Consider the following 12,926-nt stretch of genomic DNA (forward strand, 5'->3'; position numbering starts at 1 on the left):
GCATGCGGGACGGTCCCCATGTCGTGGACGAGGGGACTTACGAGCGTAAGCCGCACGGGTCCCGGTGGGTCCTCGCTGAGGCGTCGGTGTGGGCGGAATCACCAGCCCGGGGTAGCGTCGTTCCCCGGCGGCTCACCGCACAAACGCCCGGCGACGGCATGGAGGCGAACGGAGTGGACACCTTCTGGTGGCTGGCCCTCGGCCTCGTGATGCTGCTCGCCTTCGTCGCCGCCCTCGTCGACGGACGCGGCCGGCTGGGTCCCGGCGGCCGGGGCGCGGCCCGCGCCGCGCGCGCCGTCGGCCGGGACGGTGTGCCCGCCCCGCGGCCCGGCGAGATCTGGCGCACGGCCCTGCCCGACGGCACCGACGCGCTCTTCCTCGTCCTGGCCGTACGCACCGACGGTGTCCGGCTCGCCCCGCTGACCCGCAGCCCGTCCCCGGTGACCGTGCTGCCGGCCGGCTCCGGGAGCGGACCCGTCTACCTGGAGCCGGGCCCGGTCGCCGAGGCGGGACTGGCCAGGCTGCGGGAGCGGTGCGGCGAGGTGGACGCCGCCACCTGGGAGCGGGTCCGGCACCTGGCCGGATGACCCGCCCCCCGCTCCCGGCCGTCCCGAAGGGCGCGGCCGGCTACGCCCACAGCTGGCCCTGCACGGCGGCCACGGCCTCGTCGTCGGACGCGGCCGTGTACAGCCCCGTGGACAGGTACTTCCAGCCGCCGTCGGCGACGATGAAGACGATGTCCGCGCTCTCGCCCGCGCGCTGCGCCTTGCGGCCGACCCCGATCGCCGCGTGCAGCGCGGCACCGGTGGAGACCCCCGCGAAGATGCCTTCCTGTGCGAGGAGTTCCCGGGTGCGGCGCACCGCGTCCTCGGAGCCGACCGAGAAGCGGGTGGTGAGCACGGACTCGTCGTACAGCTCGGGAACGAACCCCTCGTCCAGGTTGCGCAGCCCGTAGACGAGATCGTCGTAGCGCGGCTCCGCGGCGACGATCCGGATGCCGGGCCGCTGCTCGCGCAGATAGCGGCCGGCCCCCATCAGGGTGCCGGTGGTGCCCAGTCCTGCGACGAAGTGGGTGACCGACGGCAGGTCGGCGAGGATCTCGGGGCCCGTCGTGGCGTAGTGGGCGCCCGCGTTGTCCGGGTTGCCGTACTGGTAGAGCATCACCCAGTCCGGGTGCTCGGCCGCCAGCTCCTTGGCCACCCGCACCGCGGTGTTGGACCCGCCCGCCGCGGGCGACGAGACGATCTCGGCCCCCCACATGGCCAGCAGCTGGCGGCGCTCCTCACTGGTGTTCTCCGGCATCACGCACACGATGCGGTAGCCCTTGAGGCGGGCCGCCATGGCCAGCGAGATGCCGGTGTTGCCGGACGTGGGCTCCAGGATGGTGCAGCCCGGCTGCAACCGCCCGTCCTTCTCGGCCTGTTCGACCATGTGCAGGGCCGGGCGGTCCTTGACGGAACCGGTGGGGTTGCGGTCCTCCAGCTTCGCCCAGATCCGGACGTCCTCGGAGGGCGAGAGCCTGGGCAGCCGTACGAGCGGGGTGTTGCCGACGGCGCCGAGCGGGGAGTCGTAGCGCATCGGTCAGCGCATTCCGCCCGCGACCGCCGGCAGGATGGTCACGCTGTCGCCGTCGCTGACCTTGGTGGAGATGCCGTCGAGGAAGCGGACGTCCTCGTCGTTGAGGTAGACGTTCACGAAGCGGCGCAGCTCACCGCCGTCCACCAGCCGCTCCTGGATGCCGTTGTGCCGGCTCTCCAGGTCGGCGAAGAGCTCACCGATGGTGGCGCCCGTGCCCTCGACCGCCTTCTGGCCGTCGGTGTAGGTGCGGAGGATGGTCGGAATGCGGACCTCGATGGCCATGAGAGTGCTCCTGTCGGAGAGGGAGAGTGGCTGTGCGTGGGCAGGCGGCGGGGCCGGGGCCCCGGGCCGGCCGGGGCGCGGCGGGGACGGGCGCCGCGCGGGCGCGCGCGTCAGGCCGGCCGACAGATCGCGCTGGCGAGGCGGCACAGATCGACGTGCAGGCGCCCCACGAGCAGCATGCCCGGGGTTTTGTCGAAAGCGCTCACGTCGTGGACAACCATGGGCTCATCGTAACGATTCCCGGACAGGGAATCGGATCGCAGTTTCATGATGCGGACGATTCCGTCTCACGAACGCCGGTCAGTAGCTCTCTACGATCTTCACTTCCTCCTCGGTGACCTCACCGTCCACGATCCGGAACGAACGGAAGGAGAAGGGGCCTTCGTCGTTGCCGCACTCGGCGGTGGAGACGAGGACGTAGTGGGCGCCCGGCTCGTTGGCGTAGGTGACGTCGGTGCGCGAGGGGTACGCCTCGGTGGCGGTGTGCGAGTGGTAGATCACCACGGGTTCCTCGTCGCGGTCGTCCATCTCGCGGTAGAGCTTGAGCAGATCGGCCGAGTCGAACTCGTAGAACGTGGGCGAGCGTGCCGCGTTCAGCATCGGGATGAACCGCTCCGGGCGGCCCGTGCCGGCCGGTCCGGCGATCACTCCGCACGCCTCGTCGGGGTGGTCGGCCCGGGCGTGGGCGACGATCCGGTCGTGCAGCTCTCGTGTGATGGTCAGCATGGGGGCAAGGATAAGCACGCGTCCCGCGACCGCCTCGGGGTGAGGCGGCACGCGGGACGCGTGCGGAAGCGGGAGCCGGCGGGGCCCGGCGGGCCCGTCAGGGCTGTTCGGGCTGCTTCACCGGGGCCGCGGCGGGCGTCGGCCGGGCGAAGACGTCGGGAGTGCGGGCCTTGACCACGAAGTAGGCCACGGTCAGCAGCACCGCCCAGATCGGCGCCGCGTACAGCGAGACCCGGGCGTCCTTGTCGAAGCCCATCAGCACGATCACCAGGAAGATGAACGCCAGCGCCACGATCCCGGTGTACGGCGCCCCCGGCATCCGGAAGTCGGACCTGGGCAGCTCGCCCCGGTCGGCCTTGGCGCGGTAGCGCAGGTGGGAGAAGAGGATCATGATCCACGCCCACATGCCGGAGATCGTCGCGAAGGAGACGACGTAGTCGAACGCCTTCGACGGCCACTCGTAGTTGATCCATACACCGATCATCATGAGCGCGGCCGAGACGGTGGTGCCTATGAACGGCAGGCCCGTCCTGGACAGCCTCGTGAAGAACTTCGGCCCCTGCCCGTTGAGCGCCAGGTCGCGGAGCATCCGGCCGGTGGAGTACATGCCGGAGTTGCAGGAGGAGAGCGCCGCGGTCAGCACCACGAAGTTGACGATGCCGGCGCCGGCCGGCAGGCCGATCTTCTGGAAGGCGGCGACGAACGGGCTGGTGCCCGGCTCGAACGCGGTCCACGAGACCACGGAGAGGATGACGATCAGCGAACCGATGTAGAAGAGCGCGATACGCCACGGCACCGTCTTGATCGCCCGCGGCAGCGCCTTCTCCGGGTTGGTCGCCTCGCCCGCCGTGACACCGACCAGCTCGACGGCCAGGAAGGAGAACATCACGATCTGGAGCGTCATCAGCGTGCCGCCGATGCCCTTGGGGAAGATCCCGTCGTGCTGGTAGAGGTTGGCGAACGACGCCGTGTCACCGGCCTGCGAGAAGCCGAGCGTGACCACGCCCAGACCGATCAGGATCATGCCGATGATCGCGGTGACCTTGACCATCGAGAACCAGAACTCCAGCTCGCCGAAGAGCTTCACGGAGATCAGGTTGATGAAATAGAGGGCGACGGTGAACACCAGCGCGGAGATCCACGGCTGGATGTCCCACCAGTAGTTCACATACGTGGCCGCCGCCGTGACTTCGGTGATGCCGGTGACGACCCAGAAGAGCCAGTACGTCCAGCCGGTCACGAATCCCCAGTAGGGGCCGAGCAGCTCGCGCGCGTACTCGGAGAACGAGCCCGAGACCGGGCGGTACATCAGCAGCTCGCCCAGTGCACGCATGATCAGGTAGATGACGGCGCCCGCGACGAGGTACGCCAGGATGATGCTGGGTCCGGCTTTGTAGATGGACTTGCCCGCGCCGAGGAAGAGTCCCGTCCCGATGGCACCGCCGATGGCGATCATCTGGATCTGCCGGCCACCGAGCCCCCGCTGATAGCCCTCGGACGAGGTGTCGCCCTGGACCGCGCCCTGAGCACCGGCCTCGCTGTTCTCTCCCCGTACACCGGGAACACGGTCCGGAGCCGGACCGTGGTCTTCGACCTCGGAGGTCATGTGGTGCGCCTTTCTCCATTACCGATCCGGTCTGCCCGGATCGGGTTCCGATCCCCCCGGATGGAGTTGTGCGTGCCGGCGGTCGGCCGACGGTGCGCCGCGGTCGGGGCAGGGGTGGCGCCCACAAGACAGCGGATCGTGCAGGTGTACCACGGAGGACTGTCCACGACGAGTGGTACAGACCACGGATAGAAGGGGCAGAGAGGGACATCACACGCGGAAAATCGACCGCCGTGACCTGTTCGTTAACCGGTCTTTGCTTCCCGTTTAAAGAACACCCATAAGGCGCAGACCGGTATTCAGTGGGGCATCTTCATTCCGGATTTTTCCGTTCCGGCGCTTCCCGCTCCGGCTCTTCCTCGTCCGCCTCCTTTCCCGTCCTCTTTCCCGTCTTCCTTCTCGATCTTCCTTCTCGATCTTCCTTCCCGGTCTTCCTTCTCCGTCTTCTCGTCGGATCCCTCGTCGCGCCGCCCGGGCCGGGCCGGCACCGTCCTTCAGGGCGTCATCGTCTCGACCAGCGTCTCCTGGAGCCCGCCCAGCCACAGATACGCCATCACCAGCGGCTTGCGCGCGTCCGAGTCCGGCAGCGAGTACAGCTCGTCGTCGTCCTCGGTCACCTCCAGCCGGGTGCCGATGGCCAGCCGCAGATCGTTGAGCGCGCCCAGCCACTGCTTGCACTCCTCGGGCCGCAGGGTGAGCACCGCGCCGCGCTCCCCCGGCGTGAGCGAGTCCAGTGCCCGCACCACCGCCAGGCCGTCCTCCCGCTTGCGGGCCCGCAGATCGTTCTCCGTGTAGCGGCGGAACTCCGCGGAGGCCGCCCGGTCCCGCTTCCTGCGCGCCTCCTCGTCGCTGCCCGGCTCCGCGCCCTCGTCCGGCCGCGCGGCCGGCCCCGGGCCGTAGGCGTCCGGGAAGAACCGGGCCAGCACCGGGTCGGAGGGCGGCTCGCTGGGGCCGTCGGAGAACGGCGGCCAGGACACCCCCTCGATGCCCGCCAGTTCGTCGTCCGTACTGCCCACCGCGCCCTCGCCGGGCGGCGTCTCCGGGTGCGACCCGCCGGCGGCGGGCTCGGTGCCCGGGCCGATCAGCTCCAGCAACTGCACCGCGAGGCTGCGCAGGATGGAGATTTCCACCTCGTCCAGGGCGATGGCCGCGCCGCCGCCGTCGGCCGGCTCGAAATAGCCCGCCATCAGCGGTCCTGGGTGAGCGTCGCCCACAGGCCGTAGCCGTGCATGGCCTGCACATCGCGCTCCATCTCCTCGCGGGTACCGCTGGAGACGATGGCACGCCCCTTGTGATGCACGTCGAGCATCAACTTCTTCGCCTTCTCCTTCGAATAACCGAAGTACGCCTGGAACACATACGTCACATAGCTCATGAGATTGACCGGGTCGTTGTGCACGACGGTCACCCAGGGCACATCCGGCTCCGGAACCTCGACGGGCTCCCCGGTGGTCTCCGGGCGCTCGATCTCCATTGGGGTGGCGACACTCACATTCCCCATGCTGCCACCCGGTGCCCCGGGCCGCCCAAACAGCGGTCCGGAGGACCGTATATCGTCAGGCTGACGAGATCCGGGGTACGCTCACAGCGACAGACTCGAACACACGAGGTGACACAGCAGTGCTGGAATCCCCCGGGGCACAGACCCCGCACGAGAACCGGCAGGAACACGCCCGGCGGATGGAGACCGGGCTGCCGGTGTCCGTGCCCTCTACTGCGCTCTTCACCGACCAGTACGAGCTGACGATGCTCCAGGCCGCGCTGCGCGCCGGGACCGCCGAGCGCCGCTCCGTCTTCGAGGTCTTCACCCGCAGACTGCCCGAGGGCCGCCGCTACGGCGTCGTCGCCGGCACCGGACGCGTCCTGGACGCGGTGGAGAACTTCCGCTTCGACGACCAGCTGCTCGCCTTCCTGCGCGACACCCGTGTGGTGGACGAGCCCACCCTGGAATGGCTGGCCGGCTACCGCTTCCGCGGCGACATCCTCGGCTACCCCGAGGGCGAGGTCTACTTCCCCGGCTCCCCCCTGCTGCGCGTCGAGGGCACCTTCGCCGAGTGCGTGCTGCTGGAGACCGTGATCCTCTCCATCCTCAACCACGACTCCGCCGTGGCCGCCGCCGCCTCCCGGATGGCCGTCGCCGCCGGCGGGCGCCCGCTGATCGAGATGGGCGCCCGGCGCACCCACGAACTCGGCGCCGTCGCCGCCGCCCGCGCCGCCTACGTCGGCGGCTTCGACACCACCTCCGACCTGGCCGCCGGCTTCCGCTACGGCATCCCCACCGTCGGCACCAGCGCGCACGCCTTCACCCTGCTGCACGACACCGAGCGGGACGCCTTCCAGGCCCAGGTCGACTCCCTGGGCCGCGGCACCACCCTGCTCGTGGACACCTACGACGTCGCCGAGGCCGTCCGCACCGCCGTCGAGGTGGCCGGACCCGAGCTGGGCGCCGTCCGCATCGACTCCGGCGACCTGCTCCTGGTCGCCCACCGGGTCCGCCAGCAACTGGACGAGCTGGGCGCCACCGACACCAGGATCGTGGTCACCAGCGATCTGGACGAGTACGCCATCGCCTCCCTGGCCGCCGCGCCAGTGGACGCCTACGGCGTCGGCACCCAGCTGGTGACCGGCAGCGGCCACCCCACCGCCTCGATGGTCTACAAACTGGTCGCCCGCGCCGACTCGGATGCCCCCGACGCGCCGCTGCGCCCCGTGGCCAAGCGCTCGCTGGGCGGGAAGACCTCCATCGGCGGCGCCAAATGGGCCGCCCGCCCGCTGGACGCCGAGGGCGTCGCCGAGGCGGAGATCGTCGGCAGCGGCCCCGTGCCCGGGGAACTGGCCGACCACCTGCTCCAGGTCAAGCTCGTGGAGGGCGGCACCGTCGTCGGCCGCGAACCGCTGCAGGCCGCGCGCGAGCGGCACCGTGCCGCCGTCGCCCGGCTGCCGATGTCCGCCATGCAGCTCTCCCGCGGCGAGCCCGTACTCCCCGTCGAGCACCGGTGAACCGGCCGCGCCCCGGCGTCCGGCCGCGCGCCGCACGGCCGAATGCCGGGGCGGCCCGCGCACTGCCGTGCGACGCCGGGAGTGTCTAGTCTCGGAAGTGACGGGCAGCGGCCCGAGGAGAACCACGGACGCGGCCCGGGTACGCCCGGGGCACGCCCGGGGCCGGTCATCCGGCCCCGCCCCACCACTCGACCCACCAGCCGAAAGGTGTGCACCATGCACCGGGCACTGATCGTCGTGGACGTCCAGAACGACTTCTGCGAGGGCGGCAGTCTCGCCGTCGCGGGCGGCGCGGACGTCGCCGCCGCCATCACCGACCTGGTCGGGGACGCCTCCGCCGGCTACCGCCACGTCGTCGCCACCCGCGACACGCACATCGACCCGGGGGAGCACTTCTCCGACACCCCCGACTTCGTCCGCTCCTGGCCGCCGCACTGCGTGGCCGGCACCGAGGGCGTGGGCTTCCACCCCAACTTCAGCCCCGCCGTCGCCTCCGGCTCCATCGAGGCGGTCTTCGACAAGGGCGCGCACACGGCCGCCTACAGCGGCTTCGAGGGCGTCGACGAGAACGGGGTCGGTCTCGCCGACTGGCTGCGGGCCAAGGACGTCACCGAGGTCGACGTCGTCGGCATCGCCACCGACCACTGTGTGCGCGAGACGGCACTGGACGCCGCCCGCGAGGGCTTCCGCACCCAGGTGCTCCTCGACCTGACGGCCGGCGTCGCCCCGAAGACGGTGGAGCGGGCCCTGGAGGAGCTGCGCGAGGCGGGCGTGCACCTCAGCGGCAAACCGGTGGTCGCCTCCGCGTAGGAGGAACCGAGGACGCGGCCTGCGCGCAGGCACCATGACGCTGCCTCCATGCGGGAGGCACACGGGGGAGGCACCAGCACGCAGCCGCCGCGCGGGACCGAGGACACGGCCTGCGCGCAGGCGGCGCCGAGGACGAGCGGCCTCCGCAGGGGACGAACGCACCACGGCGTGCCGTCTCAGCGGAGGAGGGCGGACGCACGCGGTCCCGTGGGGCCGTCACGGGGTGTGCCGTGGCGGGCCCACGGGACCGCGCCGTTCCAGGGGCACCGCGCGCCCGGGGCTCAGGCCGGGGTGGCCCTCAGCAGGGCGGCGATGGGGCGCCAGGAGCTGTGTGCGTCGTCGGGCACCGTGCGCCAGACCAGGCCCTCGGGGTGGTGCAGCACCGCCGTCACCTCGTCGGCCGTGGGCGGCTCCGCGTTCCCGCGCAGGTAGACGGCGCGCAGGCCGAGGTTGCGCAGCCGGGTCAAGGCGCGGGCCCGGTTCCCGGCGTGCACCAGCACTCTGACCCGGCGCTCCTCGCCGGGTCTGCGTGCGGTCGCCTCACGCACCGTATGCGGTTCGTCGGCGAACGCCGACCAGCGGCGGGCGGCCGGCAGCAGTCCGCCACGGCGGGCTGGGCCGCCGCTGCCCCGGTCCCGCGGGGCCGCGGCCCCGGTCGCCGCGGCGTTCGGATCGCGCGGCACCGGAAGTGTCAGCGCGACGATCACGCTGCCGTCGGGCAGCCTGACGAATCCGCCAACTGACATGATCACCATCTCCCCCGTGAGACTCGTTCGGGTGGGTCGTGCGGGACCGCCGAGGAGGCGGTCCCACGTGGCATCTAAACGCGATCGAGCGCCGATCGCCAGGGGGTAACGGATGATCATGTTTTGACCTGCAACGATGCAAACAAATTCATTCCTGGGTTGCACGCTCGTCGATCACCAGTTCCCGCACCCTGCGTCATCGACCTTCACCTTCTCTTCACACTGGGTGATTACCGGGACGGTATGCCCCTTTTCTACGGATTGGCGCCTTTTACCAGCGGTGGTTGAACCCCGGACCACCACCCGCCCCGCCATTGGTCCGGACCGCTGGCGCTCGCCACCCCGGACCACCCGAACCACCGAAACGGAAGAGTCGACTCCTCGTCAGATCGCGGCTGCGAACATCCGCGAAGGGCGTTGCCGCCTGCTGTGCACCACCCCGCGCGCGGCCGGCGGCGCCGCGTCCCGCACCCGTCGCACAACAGCCCCCGCCCGTCCGCCAGTTGGGACGCGGCGGAACCCGTGCGTCCGTGCGCCCCCCGTGCAACAGGGGCGTGGGTCACCTCACGCTTGGGCCGCTTTCCGCCAGGGCATTCCGGACCGTAGAGTCGTTCGACGGGGCCCCTCGCACCGGGGCAACCGCCAGCGCGCAACGACCCGTTCACGTCCACACCGTTCCCACACCCCCGAGGACGGATCCGCCATGCCGCGTCCGAGCCCCGCCCAACTCGCCTACGGTTCGGTCACCGTCGTCTGCTCCACGCTCGCCATGCTGCTGCTGTCCCAGACCCGTTCCGGCGGTTGGATCGTCGTGATCGTCTGCACGGCGCTCGCGCTCGGCCTGTTCGTGGCCGTCACCGCCCCCACGGCGCACGCGAACCTCCGGCGGCGCAGGGCCGCAGGCACCGCCGCCCGGGCCGCAAGCGGGGCGGCGAGCCCCTCCCCCGCCCGGGCCGAGGCCCTCCCCCGGCACACCGCCGCCCCGTCGGCGACCCCCGCGGGCATGGCGTCCCGCCGCTGAGAGCCACCGTTCAGGCTTTCGGCCGGGCCGCCGGACAAGCGGCCGGACGAACATCGCCCGGTCAGTCCGCGGCGACCACCACCGTGCGGGCCGCCTTGTCGTGCACGCACTGCTGGTACGGCTTGTCCCAGGTGCAGAACAGCACGTTCACCAGCCAGAAGAGCGAACCGATGCACGGCACGAGCGGGGGGATCTGGTAGACGGCGGCCCGCAGCCAGCCGGGTGAGCCCGCCGGGACGGCACCGTTCTGGAGCATCGCCACCCGGATGCGCATCAGTTTCTTGCCGACCGTCTGCCCCGACGTGGTCAGCATCAGCCCCTCGTAGACGAGATAGACAAGCGTGTACGCCAACTGCGGCCAGTAGCCGACGCTGTTGTAACCGGCGGCCCGGTCGCCGTAGTCGAAGCCGCCCTCCACCAGTCCGGTGATGACACCCACCGGGATGCCGATCAGCAGCGCGTCGATGATCCGGGCCAGCAGGCGTTTGCCGCGCGACGCCAGCGGCGGCATCCCCGCCAGCGGATCGGTCGCTCCCGCCGCCCCGCCGTACGGGTTGTCGTACGGGCTCCCGTAACCCCCTCCGCCCGGCCCGCCGCCGTAACCACCGCCCCCCGGAGGCGGTGGCGGACTGCCGTACGGCGCACCCGAGCCGCCAGGAGGCGGCGGCGGACTCCCGTACGGCTCGCCGGGGCCGCCCGGAGGCGGCTGCTCCCCCCGTGGCGGCGGCTGTCCCGGCTGCTGCGGCTTCCGGAACGGGTCGTTCTCCGGCTGCTCCGTGCTCATGGCCCGAGTGCACAGCGCCCGCGCGTCCGCCGCATCCGCAGGCGGGCCGTTCGGGGGAGCGCCGCACACCCGGGCCGACGGGCTACAACCGCAGTTCGCCGGCGTCCGGGCCGCCCTTGGCCACGAACGTTCCCGCCACCTTGTCGTGCCAGCACTGCCGCCACGGGCGGTCGACGAAGCACCACAGCAGATTGACGACGCCGACCACCAGTACGCCCAGCACCCCGTAGACCAGCCAGCGCAGCAGGGACTTGGTGAAGGCGGGCTTCTCGTGGCCCTCGATGTTGACCACCGAGACGCCGAACAGCTTCTTGCCCAGCGTGCGGCCCCAACGGGCCGTCGGCCACACCTCGTAGAGCAGCCCGAACACCAGCAGGACGCCCAGCACCAGCGCCAGATAGCCGCCCGTCGTGCCGTCGATCAGCCACACCCGCTGGGTGACGCCCGCCTGTTCGACGGCGTCCACCTTGGCCTCGATGTGGTCGACCGTCTTGCCGACGAACGGCACCGCGGCGCCCGCGCCCACCGCCAGGGTGAGCACCAGATCGACCAGCCGCGCGCCGAACCGCCTGCCCAGTCCCGCCGGGCGTGCCTCCCGCGCCGCGACCCGGGCGAACGGGTCGTCCACAGGGGGCCGCCACGGCGTCACGGCGTCGGGACCGCCCGACTGCGGCGCCGCGGGCAGGCCCGCCGCGGGCGGCTGCGACCAGGAGGGCGCGGCGGCGCCCTGCGCCTCACCGGCCGGGGCCGGCCCGCCCGCCACGGGAGCCGGCACGGCGGCGGCCGGGGCGGCGGCACCGGCGGCCGGGGCGGCGGCACCGGCGGCCGGGGCGGCGGCCGACGCGGCGGAGGGGACGGCGGACGGAGCGGCAGCCGGTACGGCGCCGGCCGCCCGGTCCGCCACGCCCGGCGCGGCTGCCTCGTGCACTCCTGGGGCGCCGCCGAACGGCACGGTCCCGCCCGCGGCGGCCGGCCCCGGCTGTCCCGGCACCCCGGCGCCCGGTCCGTCACCGGAGGCACCGGTCCGCGGGCCCGGCGCGGGTACGCCTTCGGCCTCGGGCTGCCGCGCCGGTGCCCCCGCCTCGGGACTGCGGCCGGCCGACGCGTCGGGCGCGGCCCCCGATCCGGCGGGCCTGCCCGGCACCCACGGCGCCGGCTGCGCGGCCCGGCCCGGTGTCCCCGCTTCGGCGCCGGGTCCGGTCCGCACCGTCACCGCGCCGCCGCGGTCGCCCGCCGGGTGCTGTCCTGATCCGGGCGGGCCCTGCGCGGGCACGGCCGGCTCGTCCGGCCCGGCGGCCTGCGCTGCCGGCCCGCCGGCGGCCTGACCCGTACGGACCTGGGGGCGCCCCGGCGAGGCCGGACCGGCCTGCGCGGCGGGCTCCGGACGGGCGAACCGTCCCTGCTCCGGTCCCGGGGTGCCGGCCCCGGCCGGTGCGGTGGCCGCCGCGCCCGGCTCCCGGCTCGGCGCGGGCGGCTGCCGGTCCCCGGTGTCCTGGCCGGTGCCCGCGGGCCGGGGGTCGCCCTGTGCGGCACCGACGGCGTGCGGCTGGGCGGGGACCGTCTTGATGCTGTCCGGCCGGTCCGGGCCCGCCTGTCCCGGCACCGGCCCGGCCTGTGCCTCCGCGCTCCCGGCGTGCGGGGCGCCGGAACGGCGCAGGCCGACCGTGTGCTCCCGGCCGCCCTGGGCCGCCGGGGGTTCGGCAGTGGCCGCACCGCGCCCGTCCGGGCCGCCGGCGGGTGCGGCACCGCCCCAGCCGCCGCGCGGGTCGGCGGCGGCCGGCGGGCCGAAGCCCTGCCTGCGGGGTTCCGTCCCGCTGTCGCTCTCCTCGTCGAGGAAGACCGGACCGGTCTCCTCGGACGCCGGCCGGCGGGGTGCGACGGGCGGGCCCGCCGGTCCGTCCTGCCGGGGTGCCGGAGGCGGCGCGGGCGCGGCGGCCGGCGAGGAGGCCACCGGGGGCGGTGCGGGCATGGGCTCGCCCTCGCGCGGTTCGGGACGGCTGGTGCCCGGAACCCAGGACGAACCGTTCCAGTAGCGGATGTACCCGGGGATGGACGGATCCGGGTAGTACCCCGCACGGGGTACCTCACCATGAGTACCGGAGGGCCCCACTGCCTCCAACTCCCCTCACGTACGACACACATGACCGGTGTGCGGCGGGCGCCGTGTGGCGGGCCGCCGCCGGCGGGGTGGCGGGAACCTCCGCCAGTCCAAGGAGGACAGTAACGAAGATGACCGCGCCGTAAGGAGACAGACGGGTGGGAAGTCCGCCTTCGAGCGATCCGGCGGCGGTGCGCGGACCCGCTCCGGCCCTCCGGTGCCGCGCTGCCGCCGGGCGTGTCGGGCGCGTCGGGAATCCGCCGGAAAAATTCCGC

General features: G+C 72.9%; 14 protein-coding genes. 4 read left to right on the forward strand and 10 right to left on the reverse strand.

What is annotated here, in order from left to right:
- Positions 1-158 precede the first annotated feature (158 nt).
- Positions 159-587 carry a type II toxin-antitoxin system PemK/MazF family toxin gene (locus tag IO40_RS38865; protein WP_234336585.1) on the forward strand — a complete coding sequence of 143 codons (429 nt, stop codon included), beginning with the start codon at positions 159-161 and terminating at the stop codon, positions 585-587.
- A 40-nt stretch (positions 588-627) separates the two neighbouring features.
- Here the strand turns inward: IO40_RS38865 and IO40_RS0120360 are convergent, their stop codons facing one another.
- The 7 genes from IO40_RS0120360 to clpS form a co-directional block, all read right to left on the reverse strand.
- Positions 628-1,578, reverse strand: a complete 951-nt coding sequence (locus tag IO40_RS0120360) for a PLP-dependent cysteine synthase family protein (RefSeq protein WP_016469195.1) — start codon at positions 1,576-1,578, stop codon at positions 628-630.
- 3 nt (positions 1,579-1,581) lie between these two features.
- Entirely contained in the window at positions 1,582-1,860 is a 279-nt protein-coding gene (locus tag IO40_RS0120365) for a MoaD/ThiS family protein (protein ID WP_016469196.1), read from the reverse strand.
- 110 nt (positions 1,861-1,970) lie between these two features.
- Positions 1,971-2,081 carry a putative leader peptide gene (locus IO40_RS39685; protein ID WP_309505366.1) on the reverse strand — a complete coding sequence of 37 codons (111 nt, stop codon included), beginning with the start codon at positions 2,079-2,081 and terminating at the stop codon, positions 1,971-1,973.
- A gap of 79 nt (positions 2,082-2,160) precedes the next feature.
- Positions 2,161-2,586 carry a M67 family metallopeptidase gene (locus tag IO40_RS0120375; protein ID WP_016469198.1) on the reverse strand — a complete coding sequence of 142 codons (426 nt, stop codon included), beginning with the start codon at positions 2,584-2,586 and terminating at the stop codon, positions 2,161-2,163.
- A gap of 97 nt (positions 2,587-2,683) precedes the next feature.
- Positions 2,684-4,192, reverse strand: coding sequence for an amino acid permease (locus tag IO40_RS0120380; RefSeq protein WP_016469199.1), 1,509 nt, complete (start codon positions 4,190-4,192; stop codon positions 2,684-2,686).
- A 494-nt stretch (positions 4,193-4,686) separates the two neighbouring features.
- Positions 4,687-5,379 carry a DUF2017 domain-containing protein gene (locus IO40_RS0120385; protein ID WP_031175878.1) on the reverse strand — a complete coding sequence of 231 codons (693 nt, stop codon included), beginning with the start codon at positions 5,377-5,379 and terminating at the stop codon, positions 4,687-4,689.
- Positions 5,379-5,693 carry an ATP-dependent Clp protease adapter ClpS gene (clpS, locus tag IO40_RS0120390; protein ID WP_016469201.1) on the reverse strand — a complete coding sequence of 105 codons (315 nt, stop codon included), beginning with the start codon at positions 5,691-5,693 and terminating at the stop codon, positions 5,379-5,381. Before clpS ends, IO40_RS0120385 begins: the two co-directional genes overlap by 1 nt.
- Positions 5,694-5,872: 179 nt before the next feature.
- Between clpS and IO40_RS0120395 the strand changes: the two genes are divergently transcribed.
- Positions 5,873-7,192: a nicotinate phosphoribosyltransferase gene (locus tag IO40_RS0120395; RefSeq protein ID WP_030407204.1), complete on the forward strand. Its 1,320-nt coding sequence runs from the start codon at positions 5,873-5,875 to the stop codon at positions 7,190-7,192.
- A gap of 216 nt (positions 7,193-7,408) precedes the next feature.
- Positions 7,409-8,002, forward strand: a complete 594-nt coding sequence (locus IO40_RS0120400) for an isochorismatase family protein (RefSeq protein WP_016469203.1) — start codon at positions 7,409-7,411, stop codon at positions 8,000-8,002.
- A 281-nt stretch (positions 8,003-8,283) separates the two neighbouring features.
- Here the strand turns inward: IO40_RS0120400 and IO40_RS38870 are convergent, their stop codons facing one another.
- Positions 8,284-8,550 carry a hypothetical protein gene (locus IO40_RS38870; RefSeq protein WP_225841804.1) on the reverse strand — a complete coding sequence of 89 codons (267 nt, stop codon included), beginning with the start codon at positions 8,548-8,550 and terminating at the stop codon, positions 8,284-8,286.
- 901 nt (positions 8,551-9,451) lie between these two features.
- Here IO40_RS38870 and IO40_RS0120410 point away from each other — a divergent pair.
- Entirely contained in the window at positions 9,452-9,769 is a 318-nt protein-coding gene (locus tag IO40_RS0120410; protein ID WP_016469205.1) for a hypothetical protein, read from the forward strand.
- Positions 9,770-9,830: 61 nt separating this feature from the next.
- Here the strand turns inward: IO40_RS0120410 and IO40_RS0120415 are convergent, their stop codons facing one another.
- On the reverse strand, positions 9,831-10,553 hold the full coding sequence (locus IO40_RS0120415) for an RDD family protein (protein WP_031029708.1): 723 nt from the start codon (positions 10,551-10,553) through the stop codon (positions 9,831-9,833).
- A gap of 82 nt (positions 10,554-10,635) precedes the next feature.
- Complete coding sequence (locus IO40_RS0120420) at positions 10,636-12,663, reverse strand: RDD family protein (RefSeq protein ID WP_158706067.1); 2,028 nt, start codon at positions 12,661-12,663, stop codon at positions 10,636-10,638.
- Between the last annotated feature and the right edge of the window lie 263 nt (positions 12,664-12,926).

It is taken from the genome of Streptomyces albus subsp. albus, from assembly GCF_000725885.1.
GTDB classification, from domain to species: Bacteria; Actinomycetota; Actinomycetes; order Streptomycetales; family Streptomycetaceae; genus Streptomyces; species Streptomyces albus.